The sequence below is a fragment of the Rhizobium sp. CB3171 genome (assembly GCF_029714265.1).
Lineage (GTDB): Bacteria > Pseudomonadota > Alphaproteobacteria > Rhizobiales > Rhizobiaceae > Rhizobium.
The window spans coordinates 356,499-381,640 of the sequence record NZ_CP121654.1; the positions used below are offsets into that span (position 1 = coordinate 356,499).

Annotated in this window: 22 protein-coding genes and 2 pseudogenes; 8 read left to right on the top strand and 16 right to left on the bottom strand. The window is 56.8% G+C overall.

The genetic code is table 11. The annotated features are described in order from the left end of the window. Positions 1-252: 252 nt before the first annotated feature. The 3 genes and pseudogenes from QA648_RS33655 to QA648_RS33665 all read right to left on the bottom strand — a co-directional run bounded on the left by QA648_RS33655 (position 253) and on the right by QA648_RS33665 (position 2,758). Positions 253-1,903, bottom strand: a pseudogene (locus tag QA648_RS33655) (IS66 family transposase). A 62-nt stretch (positions 1,904-1,965) separates the two neighbouring features. Then, entirely contained in the window at positions 1,966-2,319 is a 354-nt protein-coding gene (tnpB, locus tag QA648_RS33660; protein ID WP_283054400.1) for an IS66 family insertion sequence element accessory protein TnpB, read from the bottom strand. Beyond that, positions 2,316-2,758: pseudogene (locus QA648_RS33665) on the bottom strand (transposase). The gene tnpB and the pseudogene QA648_RS33665 overlap by 4 nt, the downstream one beginning before the upstream one ends. Positions 2,759-3,121: 363 nt before the next feature. Between QA648_RS33665 and hxsB the strand changes: the two are divergent. Genes hxsB through QA648_RS33685 form a run of 4 tightly spaced genes read left to right on the top strand, consistent with a single transcriptional unit; the run spans position 3,122 to position 7,421 of the window. After that, entirely contained in the window at positions 3,122-4,528 is a 1,407-nt protein-coding gene (gene hxsB, locus QA648_RS33670) for a His-Xaa-Ser system radical SAM maturase HxsB (protein WP_283054401.1), read from the top strand. Continuing rightward, the gene (gene hxsC / locus QA648_RS33675; protein WP_283054402.1) at positions 4,525-5,607 is read left to right on the top strand and encodes a His-Xaa-Ser system radical SAM maturase HxsC; all 1,083 of its coding nucleotides are present in this window, start codon (positions 4,525-4,527) and stop codon (positions 5,605-5,607) included. Before hxsB ends, hxsC begins: the two co-directional genes overlap by 4 nt. Continuing rightward, complete coding sequence (hxsA, locus tag QA648_RS33680) at positions 5,604-6,230, top strand: His-Xaa-Ser repeat protein HxsA (RefSeq protein WP_283054403.1); 627 nt, start codon at positions 5,604-5,606, stop codon at positions 6,228-6,230. Before hxsC ends, hxsA begins: the two co-directional genes overlap by 4 nt. A gap of 39 nt (positions 6,231-6,269) precedes the next feature. Continuing rightward, positions 6,270-7,421 (top strand): hypothetical protein, encoded by a 1,152-nt coding sequence (locus QA648_RS33685; RefSeq protein WP_283054404.1) that lies wholly within the window; start codon positions 6,270-6,272, stop codon positions 7,419-7,421. Positions 7,422-8,183: 762 nt separating this feature from the next. On the opposite strand, the gene QA648_RS33690 is transcribed toward QA648_RS33685, so the two are convergent. The 3 genes from QA648_RS33690 to QA648_RS33700 are packed head-to-tail and all read right to left on the bottom strand — an operon-like array spanning position 8,184 to position 11,538. Beyond that, positions 8,184-10,094: a protein kinase domain-containing protein gene (locus QA648_RS33690; RefSeq protein ID WP_283054405.1), complete on the bottom strand. Its 1,911-nt coding sequence runs from the start codon at positions 10,092-10,094 to the stop codon at positions 8,184-8,186. Continuing rightward, positions 10,091-10,861 (bottom strand): PP2C family serine/threonine-protein phosphatase, encoded by a 771-nt coding sequence (locus tag QA648_RS33695; protein WP_283054406.1) that lies wholly within the window; start codon positions 10,859-10,861, stop codon positions 10,091-10,093. Before QA648_RS33695 ends, QA648_RS33690 begins: the two co-directional genes overlap by 4 nt. Next, positions 10,858-11,538 (bottom strand): VWA domain-containing protein, encoded by a 681-nt coding sequence (locus tag QA648_RS33700; RefSeq protein WP_104825809.1) that lies wholly within the window; start codon positions 11,536-11,538, stop codon positions 10,858-10,860. The genes QA648_RS33695 and QA648_RS33700 overlap by 4 nt, the downstream gene beginning before the upstream one ends. 1,439 nt (positions 11,539-12,977) lie before the next feature. Here QA648_RS33700 and QA648_RS33705 point away from each other — a divergent pair. Then, positions 12,978-13,979 carry an IS30 family transposase gene (locus QA648_RS33705; RefSeq protein WP_283051097.1) on the top strand — a complete coding sequence of 334 codons (1,002 nt, stop codon included), beginning with the start codon at positions 12,978-12,980 and terminating at the stop codon, positions 13,977-13,979. A gap of 170 nt (positions 13,980-14,149) precedes the next feature. Here QA648_RS33705 and QA648_RS33710 read toward each other — a convergent pair whose 3' ends face one another. From QA648_RS33710 to ehuB, 10 genes are all read right to left on the bottom strand, one after another. Then, positions 14,150-15,439 (bottom strand): type II toxin-antitoxin system HipA family toxin, encoded by a 1,290-nt coding sequence (locus tag QA648_RS33710; RefSeq protein ID WP_283054408.1) that lies wholly within the window; start codon positions 15,437-15,439, stop codon positions 14,150-14,152. Then, the gene (locus QA648_RS33715; protein WP_104825811.1) at positions 15,439-15,786 is read right to left on the bottom strand and encodes a helix-turn-helix transcriptional regulator; all 348 of its coding nucleotides are present in this window, start codon (positions 15,784-15,786) and stop codon (positions 15,439-15,441) included. Before QA648_RS33715 ends, QA648_RS33710 begins: the two co-directional genes overlap by 1 nt. Before the next feature lie 171 nt (positions 15,787-15,957). After that, positions 15,958-16,110, bottom strand: a complete 153-nt coding sequence (locus QA648_RS33720; protein ID WP_283054409.1) for a hypothetical protein — start codon at positions 16,108-16,110, stop codon at positions 15,958-15,960. 328 nt (positions 16,111-16,438) lie between these two features. Further along, entirely contained in the window at positions 16,439-17,254 is an 816-nt protein-coding gene (locus tag QA648_RS33725) for an NAD(P)-binding domain-containing protein (protein ID WP_283054410.1), read from the bottom strand. A 109-nt stretch (positions 17,255-17,363) separates the two neighbouring features. Further along, entirely contained in the window at positions 17,364-18,113 is a 750-nt protein-coding gene (locus tag QA648_RS33730) for a GntR family transcriptional regulator (RefSeq protein ID WP_283054411.1), read from the bottom strand. Positions 18,114-18,153: 40 nt separating this feature from the next. Next, positions 18,154-18,957, bottom strand: coding sequence for an aspartate dehydrogenase (locus QA648_RS33735; RefSeq protein ID WP_283054412.1), 804 nt, complete (start codon positions 18,955-18,957; stop codon positions 18,154-18,156). A 13-nt stretch (positions 18,958-18,970) separates the two neighbouring features. Beyond that, entirely contained in the window at positions 18,971-19,786 is an 816-nt protein-coding gene (ehuA, locus tag QA648_RS33740) for an ectoine/hydroxyectoine ABC transporter ATP-binding protein EhuA (protein ID WP_283054413.1), read from the bottom strand. Next, on the bottom strand, positions 19,786-20,451 hold the full coding sequence (ehuD, locus tag QA648_RS33745) for an ectoine/hydroxyectoine ABC transporter permease subunit EhuD (protein WP_283054414.1): 666 nt from the start codon (positions 20,449-20,451) through the stop codon (positions 19,786-19,788). Before ehuD ends, ehuA begins: the two co-directional genes overlap by 1 nt. Positions 20,452-20,454: 3 nt before the next feature. After that, a complete protein-coding gene (gene ehuC / locus QA648_RS33750) occupies positions 20,455-21,120 on the bottom strand; it encodes an ectoine/hydroxyectoine ABC transporter permease subunit EhuC (protein WP_283054415.1) in 666 nt (221 codons plus the stop codon). A gap of 62 nt (positions 21,121-21,182) precedes the next feature. After that, the gene (ehuB, locus tag QA648_RS33755; protein WP_349254328.1) at positions 21,183-22,028 is read right to left on the bottom strand and encodes an ectoine/hydroxyectoine ABC transporter substrate-binding protein EhuB; all 846 of its coding nucleotides are present in this window, start codon (positions 22,026-22,028) and stop codon (positions 21,183-21,185) included. Positions 22,029-22,245: 217 nt separating this feature from the next. On the opposite strand from ehuB, the gene QA648_RS33760 reads away from it, so the two are divergent. From QA648_RS33760 to QA648_RS33770, 3 genes are all read left to right on the top strand, one after another. Continuing rightward, positions 22,246-23,403 (top strand): Xaa-Pro peptidase family protein, encoded by a 1,158-nt coding sequence (locus QA648_RS33760; RefSeq protein WP_283054416.1) that lies wholly within the window; start codon positions 22,246-22,248, stop codon positions 23,401-23,403. Positions 23,404-23,469: 66 nt separating this feature from the next. Next, positions 23,470-23,685: a hypothetical protein gene (locus tag QA648_RS33765; RefSeq protein WP_283054417.1), complete on the top strand. Its 216-nt coding sequence runs from the start codon at positions 23,470-23,472 to the stop codon at positions 23,683-23,685. Beyond that, the gene (locus tag QA648_RS33770; RefSeq protein ID WP_283054418.1) at positions 23,678-25,084 is read left to right on the top strand and encodes an amidase; all 1,407 of its coding nucleotides are present in this window, start codon (positions 23,678-23,680) and stop codon (positions 25,082-25,084) included. The genes QA648_RS33765 and QA648_RS33770 overlap by 8 nt, the downstream gene beginning before the upstream one ends. Positions 25,085-25,142: the final 58 nt, after the last annotated feature.

Below are 25,142 nucleotides of genomic sequence, written 5' to 3' on the forward strand. Positions count from 1 at the left end.
GCCTGGTCGGGATGGATACGTTGGTTTGGGACGTAGTGAGCTAGGAGCTTGAAAGCGAAAGCTCAGCGCAATCCTATGGTGTTTAAATGCCAGCATTGCTACAATCTCAATCATACGCAATGGGGACGCTGCACTGACGTGAAACCGCAAAACTCTGTATGCGGCGTCCACGCCCCATCGATTTTTCAGTTGCGGCAACCTGAGGCCGATTTTCGGCCGTCAAATGAGCTCACCGAAGAGTACCTGACGAGCTCATTGTGAGGGCTTGGTGCGGGCGGCATGGGCCCATGGCATCAGGGCATCGATGTCTTCGGCGAGGTGGCCGTTTGCGAGGCGGGTGAAGAGGTCGCACAGATAGGCGTAGGGTTCAACGCTGTTCATTTTACAAGTGCCGATCAGGCTGGCAAACCGGGCCCAGTTGCGGCCCCCTTCATCGTGCCCCGCAAAGAGCGCATTGCGGCGATTCATGGCGGGTCGGCGGATCGCGTTTTCCACCAGGTTGGAGTCGATATCGACGTGGCCGTCGTCCAGGAACAGCCGGAATCCGGCCTGTCGCGTCAGCATATAGGCCAGGGCTTTTCCGAGGTCAGACTTGCGTGAGACGCGCTTGGCTTGCGCTGCCAGCCAGGTGAAGAACTCGTCCACCAGCGGGAGGGACAGGTCCTGTCGAACTGCCCGGCGATGCTCGTGATCGCAACCCCGGATACGGCCTTCGATCTTGTAGAGCGCGGCGATCCGCACCAGCGCCTCGTCGACGATCGGCGATCCACTCTTTGGCGTGGCCTTGATCAGCTTTCTGCGCCCGTGCGCCCAACAGAAAGCCAGCTTCAATGGATCGCCACCCATCCGGTCCGACGTGGCGAGTGAGAGTAACCACCGTAGGCATCCACCTGGATTGTCCCGTTGAACCCGTCGAGGATTTCAGCGGCATATTCGCCTTTACGCCCGGGCCGATAATGGAACACCACGCCCGGCGGCGCAGAACCGTTCCAGCCGCGGTCGTCACGCAACACGGCCCAGAGATAGCCGGTCTTCGTCTTGCCTCGCCCCGGATCAAGAACCGGAGCTGTTGTCTCGTCGACATAGAGCCGCGTGCTTTCAAACAGCAGCCTTTCGGCCATGTGGTCGACCACCGGTGCGATTTCGCTGCCCGTGCGCCCAAGCCAATCGGAAAGGACCGTGCGGTCGATCGGCACCCCGTGTCGCGCCATGACCTCGGCCTGCCGGTTGAGCGGCATATGTTCGGAATGCTTGGAGACGGCAATCTCAGCCAGAAGGGCTTCCGTCGGCCAGCTCCCTTCCAAGAGATGCGCCGGCGCTCTGGCCTGACGACGCCCGTTCGACCCTTGGGGCAGGCGTATTTCGGGCGGATCGTGACGATCACCTCGTAGCGTGCCGGAATCCGGTCGAGCCGTTCCGTCCGGTCTTCGCCGATCCGGACCATGTTGCCGCAACCGCAGGGGCAAACGATGCTCTCGGGCTCGATCACTCTCTCGACCCGCGGCAGGTGTTCGGGCAGTGCACGGGCCTTACGCTCCTTGCGAGGGGCGGCCTTGTCCGGATCGGATGCGCTGGCTTCGATCTTTTTCTCGACGGCGGCGATCCGCGCCTGTGTTTCGGCAATCGCCGTTTCAAGGTCTTCCAGCGCCAGTTCCATCTGCGCCGGATCGAGCTTTTCCGATTTCGGCCCGAACTTGGTGCGCCGATAGTCGTGAACCTGACACTCAAGCTTCTCGATCAGTTCCTTCAACTCGGCGATGAAGGCGTCCTTTTCGGCCACCACAGCCTGCTCATGCTGACGTGCAGCACGCTCGACCGACAGTTCGAACTGCATCGCCGCAAAGGCTTTGACCACCTCGGGCGGAAGGTCCGGAAACAGGCTGAGATCAAGGGGCGACGACATGCGGCCTTATAGCAAGGCAGCACAAAAAAGCCAAATAAAACAATGCAAAGACGGCCGGATATTCACCCTGCCGCCGACGGCGCGATCACCCGTTGCGCCATGACCCGTCGCCAGTCAAGACCTTCGAACAAAGCCTCATATTGAGCCCTGGAAAGACGCATCGTCCCATCCTGAACCTTGGGCCAGGCAAAGTTTCCATGTTCAAGAATTTTGTAGGTTAGCACCATTCCGGTGCCATCCCATACCAGGATTTTCAGGCGATCACCGCGCTTCGACCGGAAGATCACCGTCACCCCGGAATGCGGATCGAGCTTCAACTCGGTCTGCACCATCAGAGCCAGCGCCTGATGCCCACAGCGGAAGTCCACCGGCCGCGTTGCAATCAGGATCGGCAGTCGTTGGCCCGCGACGATCATGCCGTCCCTCGCATGGCTCGCACCAGAGCCGCCACACGTTCAACCGGCACATCGCCGGGAACCCGCATCACAACATCCGGGCCGATCTCCAACGTCAAGACCGACGAAACCGCCGCCGGCAGCGGCGGCGCCAAAACATTCACAGCCGCGCTCGGCTCTGCGCAATCGCCAAAGGCACAAATGCAGGCTCGGCATCGCCGCTCTCCGACTGGCCCGACATAGTCTCAAAAGGCAACGCCAGAATGCCCTCGCGCACTTGCCGGCGCCACAAGGAAAGCTGGTGCGCAACAACGTCATGACGGCGCGCGACATCAACAACACGAACACCAGGCTCAAGGCTTTCCGCCACGATCCGCGCCTTCACATCATCCGGCCAACGCCGGTTTCCGCGGCGCGGCTCGACAACTTCGTAGCGCCCAACAAATCCATCATCTGCCATGCAAATCTCCAGATAGTCCTGGAAACCTTCTCGCACACGCGGCAAGCCTCAAAATACAGCCAATTCAATGGGGCGGAGACGGCGCTTACAAAACTCTCGCACCTTGTCCCCAAAGAAGACTCGCCGCAGTGCGATCGAGCTCGATCCGACATTCCGTCCATATCTCGCAGTGGCTATTGTTCGGTTCAGTGCGTTGCATCCAGGTACAGAAATCGAAATATCTCAGACGATCAGCCTGTTGGACGACGGCGCAGCTTCGGTCGATCTGTTAGTTCGAGAATTTCATCATTGTCTGTATCGGGAGAAAATTTATGCCGAGACACTTCCGCTTAGGCGTGCTCTCCTCGACGGTGTCCTCGGGCGATGACCGTATTTCCCCTTAAATTCAAACCGTTCGGGGCCGGCTATCTTTTTGCGGATGATGCGGGCGGTTACTTCAAAGCCGATGTCCGCTTTCTCAATCGCTATGCGACCGGAAAGCTAATGGCCGTGGATAGGGATTTTCTTGAAGCGAATGGTCATGCGTTCAATGAGATAGGCGACCCGGCCTATATGGGATTTGCCTACCGATGGGCCCAACGATTGCATCGTCCTCAAGAGCTGAATTACGTCATTCTGGTTCCGACCCTCCGTTGCAATTTGGCGTGTGCCTACTGTCAGGTGTCTCGGGTGAACGAGAGCACTTTAGGCTTTGATTGGACGGATGAGACGCTTGAGCGCGTTCTTCGATTTCTCGACGCCATGACTTCCGCGAGCGTCAAAATCGAGTTCCAGGGTGGCGAGCCACTGCTCCGATTAGACTTATTGGAGAAGGTTCGCGCTTTCGCTCGCCGCAAGTTCCAAGAAGTTTCCTTTACGGTATGCACCAATTTGCAATCGGTCTCGGAAGAAGCTTGGGATTTTCTGGATGCCCCGGACGTCTTCGTGAGTACGTCACTCGACGGCGAACTCTCGACGCATGAGCGACAACGAACCGCAAATGCCCACGATACGCAGCAATTTGTATCGAACCTCAGCTATGCCATCGAGCGCTTGGGTCAGGGAAAAGTCTCGGCTCTCCCGACGCTAGACATCAACAAGTTGCCGAGCGCTTCCGAGATCATTAATACGTTTGGTCGGTTCGGATTTCGGTCCATTTTCCTTCGGCCTGTCAATCATCAAGGTTTTGCTAGAAAAAGATTTCAGACCACCGGTCTCGAAGACAAATGGAGTGCTTATCACGCCGATTTTATCGATGCGCTGATCGAGCACAATTGGACCGCCGCTCAGCCGGTCGAGGAGTTTTATTTCACTCACTGCCTGCGCCGGGTTCTGCGTGGCGGCCACAATCAGCACGTCGACCTTCGTAATCCGAATATCCTCGGGCGAGACTACATCGTTATTGACTACGACGGCACCTTCTATCCGACGGACGAAGCCAGGATGGTCACGAGGGTCGGACAGGTCGATCTTAGCATTGGCGATCTATGGAATGGTATCGACCAGTCGAAACTAGACGTACTGAACGAAGAATCTTCCAATTCATTCCATCCCGATTGCATTCATTGTCCGTACCAGGCCGCTTGCGGCGCAGACGTCGTTGACGATCTATCGCGTTACGGGCGCATCGATCTGCCGAAGGCCGACACAGCCTTCTGTCGCCGTCATACCGCAATCTTCGACAAGATCTTCGAGCTGCTCTATTCGGACGACGAGAAAGTCCAAAAGAGCCTCGCCGTGTGGGCCGGAATTCCAGAACTCGATCCGTCACTGTCGCCGGTACACACATGATCGATCTGCGGCTCAAGATCGATGACGTTCCAATCGACAATCCAATTATCGTTCGCTTGCGCACGGACGGGGTGGATGGTGAATATGATGCACTCCTGATCGACAGAGATCAGGAAAGTCAAACCTTCGATCTCGCAGGCTACTCGCTTCGCGTCCACTGCGGTGCCGAAACTGATCTCAATGGTGACGTGCTGCTTATAGTTCCTGGGCGAAAGTCAGCGCATCGATTAGTGCGATCACGGTCGAGACACAATACCTTCCTGGTCACCGAGCAATGCGATCAGCTCTGTGTCATGTGCTCGCAGCCTCCAAAGAAACATCACGCCGACCTCTTCGACCAGTTCACAGTCGCTGCCATTTTAGCGCCGGAAAACGCTCGGATCACGATATCTGGCGGCGAACCGCTGCTGCACAAACGAAGACTGTTTCAATTTCTTCTGGCCGCCGCGAAAGCACGGTCGGATATCTCATTCCATGTTCTGACCAACGGCCAGTTTTTCGAGCCAGGCGACAGCACGATAATTGATGAGATCGGAAGAGATCGCGTCTTATGGGGCATTCCGCTGTATGCGCCTTGCGCCGAACTTCACGACAGCATCGTTGGAAAGTCCGGTGCCTTTGACATGCTGTCATCGAACTTGGCGACGCTGATGAGGATGGGTGCGGTAGTCGAGCTTCGCACTGTTGTCCTTCAGCAGAACTGGGGCGCGTTGCCTGAGCTTGCGAGCTACGTCTCCACCAGGCTGCCGTTCATCGATGTCTGGGCAATCATGCAGCTAGAGAATATCGGCTACGGCAGAATGAACTGGGCGCATTCGTTCAAGGATACGTCGCTGGATTTCGGACAACTGCGCAGAGCCATCAACCTCGCGATGGGGCGCGGTATCCAAGCTCTTCTTTATAATTTCCCTCTTTGTACGGTTCCTCCACAGTACCGGCATTTGGCGCCGGGCACGATTTCAGATTGGAAGAACAAATTTTTGGTAGAGTGCAGCGGATGCTCGCTGCGCTCTACTTGTGGTGGATTTTTTGAATGGTATAAAGCTGATCAGGGGTTTGGGGGACTCTCACCACAATGAAAAAGCGCAAGATCTACCTGGTGCCGTCGTTAATCGCCGCCGGATTCATGCCGTCGAAAAGTGATGCAGCGCCGATCACCGGCATTACCGAAAAGAAGCCCGTAACCACCCTGTTCGAGCGGCTGCGGGTTAAACAGGTCTACACCCTTGCGGGCCATAGCTCGCATTCGAGCCACGCAAGTCATGCCAGTCACGCGAGCCACGCATCCTCAGCTGGAGGCGGCTACATCCCACGGGGCGATTATGACACCGCTTATCCATTGCCCGACCCGACACCGCAGTATTCGCCCAACCCAGGTCCCGTCATCAGAAGTTCCCCGACCACTCCCAACATACCTGCCACGACTTCAACTGGCGGCGCCTATTCGCCGCAGTCCTCCCCGACAAACGCGCAGCCACAGCCGCTGAAAACGCTGCCAGGCAACTCGGACAAATTTCGCCGCATCGTCATACAGGTCCAGACCGCTCTGATTGCCTTTGGCTATTTCGGCGGCCCGCTAACAGGGCAGGTCGATGCCGCGACGAGGGGCGGACTTAATAAAATGCAGGATGCGTACGGGCTCAAAGTCACCGGCACCATCACTCCGCAGGTCCTGTCGGCCCTGGGAATCGCGACAAACTAAGCCATCACGCAAATGAAACGGCGTCTCCTTTATACCGCTATGACGATTGTTTTGGCTGCTTCGGCTCCGGTGGGCGCAGCGACAGCCGCGGTTTCCTATCGCCATCTCTCCACGACGAATGGGACGACGATCCTCCTTGTCGAGGGCAGCTTCGAGACCGGCGATGATCCACAACGCGTCGCCTTGGAACTTACAGCGAGCCCGGCCAAATACATCGCATTTAATTCGGCGGGTGGCGATCGATCAATCGCGATGGCTTTCGGGAAAGCAATTCGCAAGACCGGCCTTCCAACGCTCCAGACCAAAGGCTCGCCTTGTCTCAACACCTGCCTTTTGGCATTTATGGGTGGCGCCAGTCGCTATGCCGAAGATGAGAGCGTCAGCATATCTGTAGAGACGTTTGCCACGTCTGCGGAATCTGGGGGGCGTCTCGATCCCTCAGTTTCAGCCGCCATCAAAGACTACCTCAGCACGATGGGTATCAGCGCTTCGCTTCTGGACGCAGCACTGTCGATGCAGCTTGGGCAATCGAAAGAATTGAACCTTGTAGATATGGCGGGTTATCAGCTGGTAACGGCTCAGCCCAGTGGTTCAGGCACCTGGACGGATATAGTGCAGGGCGCGCAGCCTACTGACCAAGCAGGGGCAGTGGAAGTGTTCAACGAGTTCCAACGGGTGTGGTCGGGCTCAAGTAGCGAGGCGGCCGCCTTCCTTCGCAACGTCTATGCCGACCGCCTCCAGTACTACGGAAAAGATCTTTCGCGAGAAGATGTACTTAAAGAGAAAAGTGCTTTCGTGGACCGATGGCCGACACGAATCTACGCAGCGCGGCCAGGTTCGGTTCATGTGCTCTGCGCAGACAGGTGTTCTGTCTTCGGCATTGTCGATTGGTACGCCTTCAGTGCAACCAGAAAAAAGGGAGCTTCTGGCGCAGTGAACTTCGCGCTGACTTGGGACCCGGTCGCTCGGAAAATAATCGGAGAAACGGGCAAGGTCATCGAGACCGACAAAGCGGTCGCCATCCCCGATCGGATCATTCGCCGTTGGATTCTCGACGCTACCGCCTGCTCGACTGCGAACGCTGTCGACGCTGAAGTATGCAAATCGCGCTCGATCCTGGAGACCGATTTGAATAATTCTGGGTGGTGCAATCGGCAGGGATTGGGCTGGAGGCAGTGCGGCGGCCCATGATCGATTAGCGGCCCCCCTCGCGACGTGGAGTTTCGACTGTCCGCATGTTGGGAACCGATTTCCGGGCAACATTGAGCACGGGACTGGAAGAAATCGTGCCAGAGGGTACCCATCCAATCGCGTCCGGGCCACCGCTGACGTGGGTCCAACCCGCTTCTTGCTCCATGACAGAGACAAGAGCGTTTTGACCAAGGCTACCGACGACGATGTATTTGGGACTAGGTCCGTCTCTAAGTTCAAGAGGTACCCGCATGTAAGCGAATTTCGCAGCAGAGATCGGGCCGGCTGTTTTGGAAGGATCAACAGCGGCCACGGTGGTCGCCTGCGATTGCTCGATGGAGGCAATCAATCCATCGAAAACTTCGGGGTTTGGTTCTGAAGCGGTGCTCGTGATTGGCTCCGTGATCGTAATGGCGGAACTCGTCGCGGTGCTTTGAGGCGCGGCCATGGGAGCAGACGGAGCCGTTTCCGAAACGGATGTTGCATTCCCAGTGCTGGAAGACGCGGGCGACGGCGGGTCTGCACTGGCACCAGTTGCGGTTGCCACCGAAGTCTGAGGCGCAGGAAGCACTTTCTCCTGAGTGAGGGTAGGACTACTTACCGGCGCGGTCACGATCTGATTGCGTGAGGCAGTAGGTAACGACGCCGGGACCGGAGATACGGTTCCAGGCTTCGACGTTGCATTCGCCGCGAAGACAGCGACCCCGATCATTGTGAGCATTATCCAGAAGTCTCGGTATGGTCCCGCCACGCGCGCCACCGTTACCCTATGTCCATTTGAACTTGCTTAAGCCGTACATACGCTTCAACTAATTGCGGGGGCGGGTTCCTTCGTAGGTCGGAGGCAGTATCCAGAAGTTCCTTGAGCTCATCCGGAGCGCGCCTCAGCTCTCCTTCCAAGTCAGCCCTCTGACGCGCTATGTCCGTTTTGACCTCATTGATAGCCTGCGGATCGGTGGCAATATGACTATTGAATACAAATTTCTTCTCAACGGACGACGACCAATTCGCAAGGGCGTCGGCTTTTTTCGGACCAATGCCAGGAACGGCCAAAACCGAGCGAGTCTTCACGTCCCACGCGCTGTCAAAACCAAACGACGAGAGCGTTACCGTCCTGCTCTGTCCAATCCCACCGATTTTTGCGCGGGAGATCAAGTGCCCCTGCATGTGGCTCCTGAATTGAAGGTCCCTTTTCTTCCGCTCGAGCTCGAGGAGCCGTTCGCGTTCCTGTTCCGGAAGTTTGGCATGAGCCGAGGCCAAGGACAGATAGTGGCTTTTTCGTTTCAGGAACACGGCAGGCCCGGCGTGCTCTTCCCAAATTTTCTTCTTCTCTTCCCATGCTGCAGTCGCCGCCTGCAGTTCGACCCGAAATTCTTCCCCAGGACGGCGGGCTCGGATCATCATTATGATTGATGCAATAACCAGAGCGGTACCCCAGAAGCCATTCAACTGATTGGCAAGGAGAAAGCCTATCAGCAGTCCGGCAACCGACGCAAAAAGCGTCAGTTGCTTTCCATGTGATGCGGCTGCCGCCGCAGGACTGCGGGTAAGAGACGGAACCGCGATGATGCTTTCAGGGGCAGGCGGTTGGCTTGGTGGAGCGGGACGGTTGATTAGAGCAATGAGGTCACCGATGTTCAGTGTGGAAACAGTGCTTGAAATCTTTGCGGCGAATAGGTTCCGGCCCATCGATTTCTCGAGGCGGCACCAGGGGCACGACGCGCCACCCCGAAAGTACGCATGTGATTTGTCTGCAGAGCACTCCACCAGACCCTGCTCGAGCTTGCCGAGGATTTGGACCCACGATGCCGCGTTGGGCCGACCGCCCGGACGATCACCATTCTTGCTGAAGGCTGACTCGAAGGCGTCAGAAACTTCATTGCCAAAGTCACTGAGCGCTGGTGTTAGCGGCGGGGGTTCCATGCGCGTCTCAGCCCTACGTGCGCTATAGGCGAAACGGTGGTCGCCGATAGCGGTCGGTATGTCTATGTCTCCAAGACCCAGATGCTTGCCGGCAAACGGATGTCTCCCAAGAAAAAGCAGCTGAAAGATGAGGACGGCCAGACCGAAGTTGTCGTGGTTTGCCGTTCGAACCATTTTTTCGAAGTCCGCACCTCTGAGCTCAGGTGGCGTATAATCCGGCACGCCTACCGTGCAGCGATAGACCTCTGGCCCCTTATTGAACTGAAAGGAGTCACTGTCGATGAGAGTTACCATAGCCTGGTTTGAAACGAGGATGCCGGAGTGGTTCACGTCGCCGACTACGCAGCCTGTATTGTGGATTGCAGCAAAAGCGTTCGCGAGATTGAACGCACTGCGCACCAGGAACCGGGCGTCGGCAGAAGGAAATTCCGTCCGCCTGCTGCCCGGCCCATAGAGCTCGTGGATGTTCTTAAAACCTGCGACCTTCTTCATGGAAAAACCCATGAACGTTCCGTTCTTGTCGCTTACAGTGTCGATTGGGAAGGCGACTATGTCGGTTGTCTTGTGGAGCGCCGCCGACGTCATGGCAAGGATTTTTGCTTTCCTCTCGGAGGCTTTGCCGGGATTGTAGATCTTCACCGCCAAATCGCCCGCCTTGTGGATGTGGTAGACCGTGCCCTCGCCACCCTTTCCCAGCATCGTACCAAGCGTGAGCTTCTTTCCATCCGATCCGAATACGGTAGTGCTCATTTGCGCACACCGAGTACTAGCGTCTTGTCGTCATCTGTCCGTTCGCAAATGGAAGGGCTTTCAAGATAGTCTCGGAGGGCTATCGACAGAGAAACGTTCCTGCCGGCTTCCTCCGAAAAAGCTAGCGGCGTCACTATCCGATTGAAGAATGGCTCATGGGCCGAACGATCTACGCTATTGAGGACTAGGCGCTCAATGCCGTCGGAGAATACTGCAAATCGATCGACACGACGGTCATTTCGAACAAAAGTCAGACGCGGATAAGGATCATCGGTGATGAAGCTGGTTGTCGATGCATATTCGCCTTGATACGGCCAAGACGGCACATCCCATGCGTCGTCTCCTTCGTAGCGTACGACGGCTGCGCCGTCGCCGATGTGGAAGATCACAGTGCCGTTTTCAGACATGAGAGCAGCAACGGTTGTGGCCGCGAAATCGCGACGCTGTGTTCCAGATCGACTAGCCTTTGCGCTGATGTATTCGCGGATATCATCTATCCAGTCCCAAACCATTTCTTCACGAAGCTGGGACAGGGAGTGACTTGCAAGATATCCACGGATGAGCCGAAGCAGACCAATGCAGACTGATTTTGAACCAATCTCCGCCAGTTTTGCGCTTCCCGCACCATCTGAAACGATCACTGTCATGACCGTTTCATCGAGGCTGGCTACAGCCTCACTGAGCGCAAAATCCTGACATGGCAAACCTGTCTTCACATGAGAGGTGCCACGCGCACGTGCCGCGGCCCAACGCCAGCCATAGGTCATGCGATTGAGGCCCATCCGTCTGGTGTTGCAGGATTGGAGAGAGGAACGGCGTCGCCGGGATTGGATTGCGAGACGGAGCTTAGAGAGCTGGAAAGCCACTGGAACAGATCGCGGAACCTGAGTTCCTTCAGAGCCAAAGGCTGGCGCACGCAGATCTGGGAAAGCGTTTCGAAATTCGCGCCGTCGACGCCGACGGCAAAAAAGCTGAAGGCCTTTTCAGCTTCGCCAGCCTTGATCTGGGCGGCCGCATTTTGCCACGTGTCTGTCGGAGCTCCGTCCGTAATCAGGAAAACCCACGGGCGATAGTACGAGATTCCGTTTTGGCGATAGGAGCTCTTCCGGTCGCGCAGGAGCCGAAGGCCTTCCTCGATTGCGTGGCCCATTGGCGTATCTCCCTGCGCTGCCAGCTCGGGAACGATCCAATTATGCACGCTTGTAAAGTCGTTCACAATGCTGACTGGGCCGAAGGAGACGAGGCCTATCTCAACGCGCTTGGATGCGAGAGAGTCCGCATAGAGCTCATCCTTAAACTGAACAAGACCTTCATTGAGCTCTCTCAGTGGGCGTCCTCGCATTGAACCTGAGACGTCCAGCAACAGGAGGCAGGGGCAGCGCGGTTCGGGATTGTCCACGAACTCGGCGCCATCAAAGGGGATTTGCTCAAATGGATTCGGCATGCGGTTCTCCTCAAGCTTGTGAACAATGCATAGCAGCTCTCGCCGGCGCTGCATTTACAAAAGAGCGCTCAAAGATTTTTTTTGGCCGGGTGTGGCATTTTGGAAAGACACCGGAACGGCAACTCTGGGCTCGATATGGCAGCATGGAGGCGCAACGAATGCTACCTAAGTGCGCCGTGCAAAAGTGCAAACAGCCAGGCGACGGCTAGGACCCAAAACACGGCCGAATACAGTATTTCGCAAGTGCGGCTGCGGTAGCGGCGGCCAGTAGCAATGACATTGCCGAATTTAGGAAAGTGATACTGAAACCATAAGATGGCCTTCCCAGGAAATAGAAATACCATCCACCAGAGTCGCGGCCGAGTGCTCGAGCCGCTTTGTGGTGAGGGGACCTGGTGCATTGCCATCGCGATCTCGTTGCCTGCGGACTAAGATTCCTTAGGCAGCATATACGAGTCTCCGGGAGAAGCTACCCAGGGTTTTTCTCACGCAGACATTATACAATCACGTCATGATCTTCGACTTGGCTCAAGGGTGTTGCTGGCAGCAATCTTCTTCCCACCTGGGTTCGTATTGGTCGTTGGCGACCGCAGGGCGGTGAATCAGACGGAGGACGCCATCGACACTTCCAAGCGTGTGCTGCTCCTTTTTGATCATGCCGTGGAAGTGCCGAACGAATGGGCGACGATCTCCGACATTTACGCTGATCTGGAGGCTCCGAACCTTAAGCTGACAAGGGATGCATTACGCGCCTCGTGTATCGTCCAACGCCTCCAGAGGAGGATGTTGCGGAAGCAGTGGCCATTGCGCCTGGCCTATTTTGGAAGACCGTTCGAAAGGGTCGCAGTTTCGATGAGACATTGGGGCGTTTGCGTTGGCTGCGAATGCAGCCAACGTTAGCCGGGCGAGGTGGTACTGGACCTGAGTAGTGTAAGAGGCTACCGCGCAGCCCGCGATTGGGCGTCAACGCTCGTTGGTGAAGTTGCCGAGTGGCGTACAGGTAAGCTGAGATGGTCCAATATCGATAGCCGGTTGCTCTTTAGTGGGCAGCGGGAGGTGCGGAAAGACCGCATTCGCGCGCATTCTGGCAAAAACGCTCGATGCGCATTTCATCCCGACCTCGTTGGCTGCTTGGCAGAGCAAAGGAGCGTTGGACGCTCTCTCGTTTCGGCACTCTTGGAAATGATCGATGGCGGCGAGAAAAACGAGGGCATCTTTATCATGGGCGCCTGTAATTTCTCTGAGCGTCTCGATCCCGCGCTCAAGTGGTCGGGGTGTCTTGCAAAACACATTGCGCTGCCTTCATCTGAGTAACAGCCGACAAACCGTCTATGAGTTCCATAATTCCTATTATCTGATGTTCTGTATCACATTGGTACATTCTATTTCCAAGTGCGACATGCCAATGATTTCAATGGCTTCACTTTGGAGATTTTGGCATGTCCCGATGCTATCAGCAATTGACCCTCGCCGATCGTCGTCGCCTTCATCATCTTGTCGAGCGCAAGGTGCCGATCAACGAGATGGCCCGCCAGCTCGGTCGTCACCGCTCGACCATCTATCGTGAGATCAGGCGCAACACGTTCCATGACCGCGAGCTTCCCGAATACAGCGGCTACTTCTCGACGGTTGCCGATGACATTGCCAAGGAGCGACGACGGCGCTTGCGAAAGCTTAGACGCCATCCGCATCTGCGTCGTATGGTGATTGAGAAGCTGGAGGCCTACTGGTCACCGGAGCAAATCGCCGGCCGTCTGCTGTTGGACGGCCTGAGCCTTGTTCGCATTTGCAAGGAGACGATCTACCGCTTCATCTACGGCAAGGAGGATTACGGGCTGGGGCTTTATCGCTATCTGCCGGAGGCGCGCCGCAAGCGCCGCCCCCGTGGCTCCAGAAAGCCACGAAATAGCGTGTTTCCCGCCAGTCATCGGATATCGCAACGACCTGATTTTATTGGCAATCGGACGAGGTTCGGTCACTGGGAAGGCGACCTTTTGATCTTCGAACGCGAGCTCGGTCATGCCAACCTCACCTCATTGGTCGAGCGCAAAAGCCGCTACACCGTGATGATCAAGAACCAAAGCCGACACTCCCGTCCGATCATGGACAAGATCATCGCAACATTCTCTCCTTTGCCAGCCTTCGCACGCCAGAGCTTCACCTTCGACCGCGGCACCGAGTTTGCCGGATTCAGGGCTTTGGAAGATGGGATTGGCGCGCGCAGCTGGTTCTGCGATCCCAGTGCACCCTGGCAGAAGGGAGCCGTCGAAAATGCCAACAAGCGCATTCGTCGCTTCATGCCAGGCGATACTGATCTTGCAGCCGTCTCTCAGCGCGACTTGATCCACCTTGCCCGCCATCTCAACGACCAGCCGCGGAAATGCCTCGGCTACAAAACGCCAGCGGAAGTGTTCCTGGCGCATTTGCATGAGGAGGGGTGATCCCCTACCCTAAACACCGGCATGATGCACTTGGATGAGCTTCTCCAATTGAAAATAAAAGGTAAAAAAGTGGTCCCCGCACTTCGTTTTGCGACGTACTGCGAAAGCCATAGATGAAGTTCGCCAGCGTCAAAGACCCGGAGCTCAAGCCGATCCGGCACGGTCGAAGACTACGGTTGACGGTGTACTTCGTCCACCAGGGTCAGAGTCTCGAGGCGATCGAGAAGCTGCTTTGCTTTCTTTTCTCCGAGCAATTCGGGCGCCAATGTCGGCCAATGCTCCAGCGCACGACTGACTGTCGCCACGACCTCGCGGATGATCAGCTTCTCGTCTAGGCGAAGAAAACTTGCGACCCTCTCAAAGCGATGAAGGTTCACGTTTTCGAAGCTGTGGGTTTTGACGAACCTCAACGCCATAGTGTCGGATGGAATGTAAAGTACGGTCGGGACGATATCGTAGGCAGGCGACAATCGGATTTCGCCGGGTGCCGGAAAGCGAAAAGACCAGTTCTTAAGATGGTTGTCGCCATTGCCCAAAAGCACGTCTGCAACAACCCTGCGGATGGATTCCAATATGTCATCGCGATGATCGGTACTGAAGCGGCGCACCATGTTGATGATGGTTTCAGTCGTCGCCATCGTGTATTTGCGATCGCCTATCGCTCCCAGAATTTGGGCTGCGTCTTCGATGTGAATGCGACGATCATCGTCGGCACGGTCGAAGCGATCGACGACGAGAACGCGTTTTCCGTGGGCCAAGAGTTCCGCTGGAACGCCGCTGATGACATCGCTGGAGACAAGCCGGCAATTTGCGGTTCGCACGCCAATCATTTTTGCCATATGCATGGCCGCGTATTCAGCCTCGGGCAAACCCGGGAATCGCTCGCTTGCGACCTTGATGATGCAACGGCCGGTGTTACCGCGACCGGGAACCGTCAGTCGCTCGCCCTCGACGTTGGCTGTGAACTTGAGCTGGACACCTGCGAGCGAGAATTTGACCGCGCCGTCAGGCAGCGCGACATCCACGCCATGTACCTTTTCGATGGTGATCGGGCCGGCTGACGCTGGGATCGCTGTTTCCGGTACGACGAGAATTGCGCCGGGGAGATCGCCACCCAGGCGGCTCAGAACGTCGAATTCGTCGTGATCGCCCGGCCCCATTTCGTTCAACACGAGATCCCTAAGGGCGCCCTCCGGAAGCAGCCCTGAAAACCATGGTGGCAATGTGCCGTGAAGCCCAATTTTGTCACCGCGCCGCGCCAGATGATTGCGTGTGCCCTCGTCATCGTCAGGATCGAACCAACCCAGGCTCAGAATTGGCCGCTTTGGATCCCGTAGGAATGTTTCCGCAACGACAAACGCGACTGCGCCGTCACTGTCGCGCGTCAGGGTGCCTACCCTAACCTTCCCTTGTGTCTGATCCAGAAGATGGACGCCGAGGATCGCCGAAGATTTCGCCATCACGGCTCCCCTTTGTCGTCTTCATCGAGATCGACAAAAAGTTCCTCGAATGCGCTGGCCGCCGCACTTCTATTCGGCTGTTCCCCCTTATCGCCAATCAGCGCCCTCACTTCCCCGACCCGGGACTTCGGCAGCAGGACCGGCATAAGGTCGAGTGCATCGCAGATTTCGGCAAACAGGGTCAGTCGGTCCCTACCCCGCCGATCCGTCGCAAGGTCCCGTTCGAGTTCCGATATTCGCGCCCGGTCCCGGCCGAGCCTTGTCGCAAGCGCGGGCTGACTGAGACCTCGCCGTTTACGGGCGGCCAAGAGTTGTTCGCCAAGAGCGTTGAAAATCGTGGTAGTCATGCGGAATATCGCTCATATAAAGGTTGATGTACGGAATATCGTACGGCCAGAAGATAAACTAGAATGCGGAATTCTGCAACACTGATCCATAAGGAGCGGAATAGCGCATCTGGTTTGTCGCTGACCTCAGCGGTTGCGCCAAGGCTGCTCCCGCCTTTTCAGCAATTCGATCTAGCGTTGGCGCAGCGTGGCGATCTCGATCTCGCCTCTTGTCCATTCATCGACCCAGCGCTCAAACTCTTCGGACCTTTCGATGGGAAGCCCCCATCTTTTGGGCCCGGCCAAACGCCCTTTCGACAATCGCGCGCGAACTTCGATCGACATGACTAACTCCATCCATCCAATCGGCAGCCCGAACACCCGGGAACGCAGCCGCGCCAATGTCTTAAGCCTGAGTGCGGCTGTCCTCCGCTTCAATACTCAGGTTTGACTGACGAGGCGACCACCCAGCCACAAGAATATGCGCCCTTCCGAAGAAATCGACGCCGAGGACGACCTTGAAATCGTCTATGAGTACACGCCTTGGCATTGAGCCGAGGCATTGCCTTCGGCCTGCGGCTAGCGAGCGGCAGTCCGAAGGGAGGCTTCGCCGCGGCCGACATCGATCCGATGCGCGCCGTGACGAGGCGCACGTTGACACGCGTGAAAGTTCCTACCGTGTTTCCTTTGAGCGCATCTGTATATTCGATTGACCAGTGCGGGATGCGGGCAAGTCGCGATGAACGATTTCCAGAGCTTCGACCCAAGGGACAGCCGCGTTTGTCCGCGCGAGATGGTCTAGGCCGGTCTTCGTGAAAGTTCCCGGTGTTGCGATAGCGTCAGAAATCGCATTGAGAGAGACATCCTGCAGTACCGTTGCATAGGCGGCTGCTCCGGCTATATTTCCCGCAACCAGCGCCCGGGCCTGGTTTGGCTCGAGTCCACGCTCGACAAACCAGTTTTCGAGCTCAGCGATAAAGCGATACGTCCAGCCCGCCAGGCAGGCTCCGATCATCGCGAGGTCGAGTTGGTCCTCATGGTTCAGAACCAGAACTTTTCCCGCGGCAGCCAAAACGGCTTCCACTTCCGGGCACGCGGGAAACATCGGAATGAGGCCGTCACCAATCGCCTCGATGTAACTCGACGGCATGATGCGCACGACCCGGATGCTGCCACCTGTTGCGACACGTAGTTCGGCAGCAGCGATGCCGGCGACAGCTGAAATTAGCGTCTGGCCCGGCCGTAGCGCTAGCGTAGGCAACGCTGAAGCGAGCTGCTCTGGTCGCACTGCAAGCAGGATCCAGTCGGCCTCCTCTATCAAACTCAGTTGATCCACCGCAACGGTGCAGCCATAACGCGCCGAGAGGTCCTCAGCCTTTATGCGATTGTGCGGCGAGAGGATGATCCGCCCTGTATGGCCACCCCGTCTTAAGGCGGCAATCAGATACGCGGAGAAATCCCCTGTGCCGATAACGCCTATAGTCGTCATCTCCTGACCCCATTCTATGCTCTAAAACGCCAGGCCCTGGCCCTGACGAACGACTCCGGCGAACAGCAAGCTGCTTGTGATCGCACAGTGGCCGTAGGGACCTCGTGGGTTAAACGAGCTGACTGTCAGCCTCCATCGCATCGAGCCGGGACAACACCATCGCAAGGTGTGATTTGTGAACCGTGGCCACCAAGCGAACATCTCTCAGTTCGAGGCTTCGGCGGATCATTCGTAGCTCATCCAGAAGGTCTTCGACCTGCTGACGAAAGTTCATCTTTTCAAGAAGCAAAAACCAGAACCTTGCCGATTGAAAGAACAAAATATCGTTGAAGTCCCTGAGCGGTCCGTTGCTGCTCAAGCCGTGCAGGATCTTATGCAGGCAGATAATGATTTCGGCGAACTGCCGTTTATCTTTGCCATCCAATAGCTGGCGGCAGGATTGTTCCAACTCCTGAGTTTCGTCGAGGATGTCGTCAGTTACCGGAAGGGGTGACGATTCCGCCATCGCGTCCATCAGTCGCATGCGCACGATATAGATGTCTCGCATCGAACTGAGGTCGATCGAGGTGACCTCAGTTCCGTTACCGTGCTGGCTTACGATCAGTCCGTCATACTCCAGACGTTGCAAAACGGTGCGCAGCGGCGTTCGGCTGACACCGAACTCCGACGCGAGCTCCCGCTCATTGAGCCGGCTACCCGGCTGATAATCGAGGAGGCAAATTCGCCGTCTCAGTTCCAGGTATATTTCCTGCTTACTCATTTTGCCGGCGGACCTCTCTTCTTCCGAGGGTCCATCATGAGCTTCGTTCAAGGAGACGGCGCCGATGCCGTTGGAGAGTGGGACTTCGCTACTCGTCATAATGATCTTCCTTGCGACCCCCTTGGTCCGCCGCGCTTCATCACGTTCCGATGCTTAATACAGCATTGAGCTGACGCATATATGCTATAACGCTTTGCGACGTTATCCGGCCAGTGGCCGGGTTTTCGTCACTCGGCCGATTCTGGATCGACATCGAAAAATCAGAACTGTCGGATCGAACGCTGACCGTGTGGGTGTTAACGTGCAGGTCAGGGTCTGCCCAGATTTCCATCTTGGTGCGATCCGGTCCAACCCCAGCCAAGCTGACCGCCGCTGCTACGTTGACGTTTGCAGGAAATTCCCGGGCAACTTCGCTCACTGTTCCCTGCAGGATGCAAACCGCGTTCTCAAGGTTCTCAAGGTTCACCCCGTTTCGTACAATATAGGGAGCAGCCAATAGGCTTGCCGGAGGCTTCCTGGTGACGATCCTCACCTCATGGATCTTTCCAACTGCAACCGCCTTGATTGCATCCAACCCCAACATAGCGCCAGATGGGATAACAATCCGCGCTCCCGAGGAACGAGCCAGCTCTGCAAAGTCATTTCTTTCGAGAAGTTGGCTCGCGGACATTGCGATCAGCGTCTTGCCTGCGTTCAGGACCGGAAGCGCAACCTGCTCAAACATCTGCGGAGGCAGAGCCTCGAGCACGATGTCGCACTCGCACGCCAACTCATGCAACGACAAATTTGGAACGCGTACCGTCAAATCGCCGACGAAGTTTTCAGCACGGTCCGCATTGCGCGCTGAAATAGCGCCCAGCCGGCACCCCTCTATGTCTCCCCGATCCAGCGCCTTTGCTACTGACGACCCGATGGCCCCGATGCCCGCTATTCCAACTATCATCGCCGCTCCAACGTCAATCCGCTGCCTTGACCGCACTCAAAAATTGCTGCGTTCGTTTGCTTTGAGGATTGGTGAACAGCTCATCGGGCGAGTTTTGCTCCTCGATCTTGCCGGCATAGAAAAAGCAAATCCGGTCCGATATGTCTCGTGCAAATCCCATCTGGTGGGTCACCATCAGCATCGTCAATTTATGCTTCGGTACCAAGTCCTTGATGACATTCGTCACCTCGCCGATGACTTCCGGATCGAGAGCCGACGTCACCTCATCGAACAACATGACCTTCGGCCTCATCGCCAAGGCACGGGCTATCGCGACGCGTTGTTGCTGGCCGCCGGAAAGACGAGCGGGGTGCTGATCCTTCTTGTCGATCATACCCACCAAGGAGAGAAGCTCTTCCGCCCGTTCTCGGGCATCCTGGCGTGACAGCCCCAGCACCTGCACAGGTCCCTCCATACAATTCTGGAGCGCCGTCATGTGCGGGAACAAATTGAAGTGTTGAAAGCACATCCCGATTGATGACCGGGCCTTGCGGAGATACCTGGCGTCCGCGGGGACCAGAACGCCATTTTTTGGCATATGGGTCAGCGGCTTTCCGTCAACGTAGATCACGCCGCCATTGATCTTCTCGAGCGTCATCAGCATACGCAGAACAGTCGTTTTGCCCGATCCTGACGGTCCGATCACAGTGACCAGCTCGCTCGGCGCCACATCGAGGTTGAGATTGTCGAGCACGACGAAGTCACCGTAAGTTTTTCTTACGTTCATGAAACGCACCATCGGGATGTCCGGGCCGGTGAGTTCAAGCGGAAAGGAGGAGAGGTCTTCCATCAGTACATTCCTAATTTGCGACGGACCCAGGCTTCGAAGCCACGGATCGCGCTAGCCGAGACCAGCGAGATGACTAGAAAGATGATGCCTACAATCGTGTAAGGCTCGAGATAGCGGTAGTTTTGTCCCCCTATCGCGTTTGCCGTCTGCATGAGCTCAGCAACGCCGATGACCGAAAGCATGGGCGTATCTTTGAATATCCCGACGAGATAATTGCCCATTCCGGCTACCGACGGCGGGAGCGCTTGTGGCAAAATCACGCGCCTGTAAGTCTGCACGGTTGACAGATTGATGGCTGTGCAGGCTTCCCATTGGCCTTTAGGAACGGCTTCAATCCCGCCTCTATAGACCTCAGAAAGGTATGCAGCGTAATGGAGGCCGATAGCGATCATGCCTGCCACCCAAGGGCTAAGTGAGATCCCATATTCCGGGCCGACGAAGTAGACGAAAAAGATCTGCAGCACGAGAGGGGTCGAGCGCAGAAACTCCACCATCTCCCGTATTGTAAGCATCAGGGGGCGAAACGGTGTGCGTTGGGCGACCGCCAATACCAGACCAAGCACTGCCGCAATCGCGTAGCCGATGCCCGCTGCCATCAATGTGTTCAGCGTAGCCCAAAGCATGCGGGGAAGGATCTCAGCTGTGAATTCCCAGTTCCATTGCATGGCTCAAGTCCTTCCCAGTCGACGTGCCATGACCCGTTCCATCAAACGCATGAACGGCGTGATCAGGAACCGAGCGAAGATGTAATAGATGATGAGAGCGGTCCCGAAAGTCCACGTGGATAGATAGGTAGAGTTATTGAGCTGTCGCGCTTCGAACATGAGATCCGGTACCGCGATCAGAGCGACGAGAGCGGTACTTTTCAGCAGTTCGATTACGAGGTTGCCCCATGCCGGCAGCATGATGGCCAGCGCCTGGGGGATTATGATCCGCCGCATGCGCTTTGCGGGAGACATCGACAATGCGTAGGACGCCTCCCATTGGCCGCGGGGTACCGACTGGATCGCGCCCCGGACAAGTTGGGCGCCGTAGGCGCCGAGATTGAGCCCGACTGCCAGGAAACCCGTGAGAAAGGGGTCCAGAGTCACCCCAAAGAGCGGCAGCACAAAAAACAGCCAGAAAAGCTGAACGAGGAGCGACGTACCGCGAAAAAACTCGACATAGACGACGGCCGCGGCCTTCACAGCGAGTTGCGATGACAACAGCATAAGGCCGAAAACATGCGCGAGCACAGTCGCCAGTGCCAAAGAACATAGAAACAGCAGTCCGGTGACGAGCGCGCCGTCAATGAACCGGCCGCCGTACTCGGAGAGGAACGAGATATATGCCATTGAAGCTCACTTCAACAATATAGGCGAGCTGCGCGTAATGCAGCCCGCCTAACCTTGGGAGGTTATCGGTTTGAGCAAACCCAATCGGTCTTAGCGTCCCCCGGAAGCTGAGCCTTCGTGTACTGAAACTTGCCCACAGACTCGAGCATCTCGGGAGTGCCGAGATATTTGGCCTGGGCTTCATTGTAGGCTTTGAGGAAGTCCTTGTCTTCCTTCTTGAACGCGATCGCGACCCAGTTGAAAGTCCATTCGGGAAGGGCGGATGAGTCTGTCACTTCGATGTCATCGGGAGCACTTTTGACGAGATCCTTCATCGCGAAGTCGTTGCCGGCGCCGGCGTCAGCACGACCAGCTTTGACGGCCGCAAGAACTTCCGTGAGGCTCGGAAGCTGCATGATCTTGTCTTCGGCGATCCCTTCCTTGAGCGCCGCATCGACGTTCACGAAGCCCGCGACGGTTGCCATCGCCGAGTCGTTCTTCTTGATGTCCTGATATGTTTCGATGTGCTTCGGGTTACCCTTCTTGACGACGAAGGAGTCGCCGAACTTGCCCATCGGCTCTGCAAAGCTCACGTTGGCGCAGCGTTTGCCGGTGATGTACATGCCGCCGGTAATGATATCGAAGCGACCCGCCTGCAGGCCCGGGATCAAGCCGCCCCAGTCGGTCACCACCGGCTCGATGTTGGTGTAGCCCATAGATTTCAGGACGCCGAGGGCGAGAGCGTTCGCGAAGCCCAACGGCTCATTTTTGTCGCCCGGGTAGGCCCAGGGAATTTCGTGAGCAAAGCCAATCCGGATCGATTTTCCGGCTTTGGCGCGGTCGGTGAGATCATCGGCATTGGCGTGAGAGACACCGACAAAGAGAGCGCTCGCGGCAGCGATTGCGGTGAAGATGTTTGTCATTCTCATTTGTTCCCCCTTTTATCGGGCTTGTTGCAGAATTGCTCTATTGGTGTACCATTGACAGGGCGATCATTGCAAGAGAATCTTTAAGATCGGCCGAATATTCCTAAAATGCAGGCAAAATCGCGGACTCTGCAAAAAATTGGCTTGCAGTTTCCTCGCGGCGAGATTACTAAAGGTATACCTCTAACCAATCCCCGAACATTTCAGCCGAGGAACACTCATGACGTACCAATCACCCTTTCCCCAGGACGAACTTGATCGCCGCCTCGCCAAAGCGAAAAGGGCTTTGGTGGAAAACAACCTTGATGGCGTCGTGATTTCCGTCCCGGAAAACATTTACTATTTGACCGGATTGGATCACTGGGGCTTCTTCGCAGCGCACGTCCTTGTGCTGAACCGGAACGGCGAAATGGCACTGAGCTGCCGCGCCATGGAAAGGATCACCGTCGAAAACCAGGTGACGAACGCGAAGTTCTACGGCCACAAGGACCATGAAGAACTCTCCGACTACGTTCATCAGGCGATGAAGGATCTGGGGCTTGCCGGCGCGCGCGTGGGTATCGAAAAGCGCAGCCTCTTCCTTACTGCGCGGCATGCTGAACGCATCCAGGCCGACGGCACGGGCATTGTCTGGGTCGACGCCTCCGGCATCCTCGACGACATCCGCCTCATCAAGTCCCCGCTTGAAATGGAATATACCCGAAAGGCCGCTCACGCCGTCGACCTTGGAACGTTGGCAGCTGTCGAGGCGGTTCGGGACGGCGCGTCGGACTACGAGGTCGCCGCGGCTTATCATCATAAGATGATCCTTGAGGGCAGCGAATATCCAGGCTTCGGTCCGTTCATCCGTCCGACGAGCCGCCTCGGGGAGGAGCACACGACATGGCGTGGTGAGATATTCCGGAACGGCGATGCCGTCTTCCTTGAGACGTGTGCTGCCTATCGCAAATACCAGTCGCCGATGGGCCGACTGGTTTATGTGGGGAGTGCGCCCAAGGGTGTTGAAGAGTCCGCCGAGTTGGCCATCCGAGGCATGAAGGCAATTTGTGACGCGCTTAAGCCGGGCGCGGAAGCCGGTGATGCCTACGAGGCCTGGCATGAGGTAGCAGCCAGTGCAGGCCTTGTCGATTATCATCGCCATCACTGCGGCTACCTTGTCGGGATCGGCTTCCCGCCAAGCTGGACAGGCGGCTCGATGGTCACCAGCCTGTTCCCTAAGTCTACCCGCAAGATCGAAGTCGGCATGGTCGTGCATGCCCACTCCTGGTTCACCAACACCAAGGTCGCTGACTATTTCATTTCCAACACCGTCATGGTGACCGAGAACGGCGGCGAGATCCTGACGAACAAAACGCCCGAGACTTTGATCGTACGTTGAATATCGGTGCGTGCGCTTCGAGGAAACGCTTCAGCGCACGCTCTTCACAACGATAAGGAGGGCATGATGCAGAAACTGACCAAAGACACGTTGACCGGCATCTGCGCGCAAATGGCATCGCATAGCTGGTCTGACGCTGAAATCAACGAGCTGGTTGATCCTCAATTGGGAATAATCACAGGCTTCCAAGATTTGCTCAACGAGCTCGAACAGCTCCGAAAAATCGATCTTGGGACTACGCCCCCTGCAATGAGCGTTCAAGGTGCAGACAGGCATGACTGACAATATCGCATTCCAAGATGTACGCAGCCTGAAGTCGATGATTCGGGGCGGACAGATAACGCCATCGGAATTGGTAGGCACCTTCGCTGAACGCATCGAGCGACATAACGGGCTGTCAAAAGCGTTCATCACGACCACGATCGATGCCGCGCGCAAAGAGGCAGCGACCGTGTCGCGCGGTGACCTGGATCGTTCGCCGTTTGCTGGAATACCTTACGCCTCCAAGGATTTGTTTGACGTCGAGGGCGTATTGACAACCGCGGGGTCCAAGGTCTTCCATGATCGGGTCGCCAAGGCCGACGCCTATGCAGTCGCCAAGCTACGCTCGGCTCAGGCGATCAGCTTGGGCAAGACCAACCTGCACGAATTCGCCTACGGCGCGACAGGTGAAAACGAGGTCTACGGCACGTCCGTCAACGCATACGACCCGATGCGTCTTGCTGGGGGGTCGTCGAGCGGTTCGGCGGCTGCAGTCGCTTTCGGCCTCGTTCCGGCGGCGCTTGGAACCGATACCGGCGGATCAGTTCGTGCCCCGGCAGCACTCAACGGACTGGTTGGGCTCAAGCCAACGATCGGGCGGGTCCCGACTTCAGGGGTCGTTCCCTATTGCTGGACCCTCGACCACGTCGGATTGATGACCCGGACGATCGCTGACTGTGCGGACCTACTCGGTATCGTTGCCGGCTACGATGCAAACGACTCCGCGTCGGTCAACCGTCCGGTCGACAATTACGCAGAGGCACTCAATCAAGAAATCGCCGGCTTGCGTGTCGGCATTCCCCTCAATTTCTACTATGACAGAGCCGACGACGAGATCCTTGCCGCCCTTGAGCGAGTCAAAGAGTATCTCGTCTCGTGCGGCGCTCAGTTGGTGCCGGTGACCTTCCCGGACATGGAGCATAGCCGCACCGTTTCTCTCACCGTGCAAATGCCCGAGGCGCTCAGCGCTCACTCGGCCTATCTGCAGGAGCGGGGCGAGCTCTACGGCGCCGATTTCCGGGCCGGTCTGGCGCTAGGGCAATGCATCCTTGCGGAGCACTACGTCAAAGCGAAGCGATTTGTCGAAGTTTACCGCCAAGAGACGAACAAACTCTTCGACGAGGTCGACCTGATCCTTACTCCAGCAACGCCGGAGATCGCGCAGAAGATCGGCACCGTAACGGTAAGAAGGAACGGTATCGATGAGGCAGTGGGCAACGCCATAACCCGATATACCACCTTCTTCAACATGACCGGGCACCCAGCGCTGACCATGCCATGCGGGATGCACACGGAAGGCCTTCCGATCGCATTGCAACTCGTCGGCCGCTACTTCGACGAAAAGACGGTCTTGCGGACCGCGCACGCAATCGAGCGCAGCGAAAGGTTCTCAATCCCGCGACCTAACGTGGACAGGTGATATGCCAGGCGCCTTTCTAAGACGAGGTTTTTCGCGGCTCTTTTCGGCGAGCGTATTG

What these genes read in the sequence shown, in the direction of transcription:
- tnpB (WP_283054400.1), bottom strand. Translation starts at nt 2,319, where the DNA reads ATGATCGTCGCGGGCCAACGACTGCCGATCCTGATTGCAACGCGGCCG.
- hxsB (WP_283054401.1), top strand. Translation starts at nt 3,122, where the DNA reads ATGACCGTATTTCCCCTTAAATTCAAACCGTTCGGGGCCGGCTATCTT.
- hxsC (WP_283054402.1), top strand. Translation starts at nt 4,525, where the DNA reads ATGATCGATCTGCGGCTCAAGATCGATGACGTTCCAATCGACAATCCA.
- hxsA (WP_283054403.1), top strand. Translation starts at nt 5,604, where the DNA reads ATGAAAAAGCGCAAGATCTACCTGGTGCCGTCGTTAATCGCCGCCGGA.
- QA648_RS33685 (WP_283054404.1), top strand. Translation starts at nt 6,270, where the DNA reads ATGACGATTGTTTTGGCTGCTTCGGCTCCGGTGGGCGCAGCGACAGCC.
- QA648_RS33690 (WP_283054405.1), bottom strand. Translation starts at nt 10,094, where the DNA reads ATGAGCACTACCGTATTCGGATCGGATGGAAAGAAGCTCACGCTTGGT.
- QA648_RS33695 (WP_283054406.1), bottom strand. Translation starts at nt 10,861, where the DNA reads ATGACCTATGGCTGGCGTTGGGCCGCGGCACGTGCGCGTGGCACCTCT.
- QA648_RS33700 (WP_104825809.1), bottom strand. Translation starts at nt 11,538, where the DNA reads ATGCCGAATCCATTTGAGCAAATCCCCTTTGATGGCGCCGAGTTCGTG.
- QA648_RS33705 (WP_283051097.1), top strand. Translation starts at nt 12,978, where the DNA reads ATGTCCCGATGCTATCAGCAATTGACCCTCGCCGATCGTCGTCGCCTT.
- QA648_RS33710 (WP_283054408.1), bottom strand. Translation starts at nt 15,439, where the DNA reads ATGGCGAAATCTTCGGCGATCCTCGGCGTCCATCTTCTGGATCAGACA.
- QA648_RS33715 (WP_104825811.1), bottom strand. Translation starts at nt 15,786, where the DNA reads ATGACTACCACGATTTTCAACGCTCTTGGCGAACAACTCTTGGCCGCC.
- QA648_RS33720 (WP_283054409.1), bottom strand. Translation starts at nt 16,110, where the DNA reads ATGTCGATCGAAGTTCGCGCGCGATTGTCGAAAGGGCGTTTGGCCGGG.
- QA648_RS33725 (WP_283054410.1), bottom strand. Translation starts at nt 17,254, where the DNA reads ATGACGACTATAGGCGTTATCGGCACAGGGGATTTCTCCGCGTATCTG.
- QA648_RS33730 (WP_283054411.1), bottom strand. Translation starts at nt 18,113, where the DNA reads ATGACGAGTAGCGAAGTCCCACTCTCCAACGGCATCGGCGCCGTCTCC.
- QA648_RS33735 (WP_283054412.1), bottom strand. Translation starts at nt 18,957, where the DNA reads ATGATAGTTGGAATAGCGGGCATCGGGGCCATCGGGTCGTCAGTAGCA.
- ehuA (WP_283054413.1), bottom strand. Translation starts at nt 19,786, where the DNA reads ATGGAAGACCTCTCCTCCTTTCCGCTTGAACTCACCGGCCCGGACATC.
- ehuD (WP_283054414.1), bottom strand. Translation starts at nt 20,451, where the DNA reads ATGCAATGGAACTGGGAATTCACAGCTGAGATCCTTCCCCGCATGCTT.
- ehuC (WP_283054415.1), bottom strand. Translation starts at nt 21,120, where the DNA reads ATGGCATATATCTCGTTCCTCTCCGAGTACGGCGGCCGGTTCATTGAC.
- ehuB (WP_349254328.1), bottom strand. Translation starts at nt 22,028, where the DNA reads ATGAGAATGACAAACATCTTCACCGCAATCGCTGCCGCGAGCGCTCTC.
- QA648_RS33760 (WP_283054416.1), top strand. Translation starts at nt 22,246, where the DNA reads ATGACGTACCAATCACCCTTTCCCCAGGACGAACTTGATCGCCGCCTC.
- QA648_RS33765 (WP_283054417.1), top strand. Translation starts at nt 23,470, where the DNA reads ATGCAGAAACTGACCAAAGACACGTTGACCGGCATCTGCGCGCAAATG.
- QA648_RS33770 (WP_283054418.1), top strand. Translation starts at nt 23,678, where the DNA reads ATGACTGACAATATCGCATTCCAAGATGTACGCAGCCTGAAGTCGATG.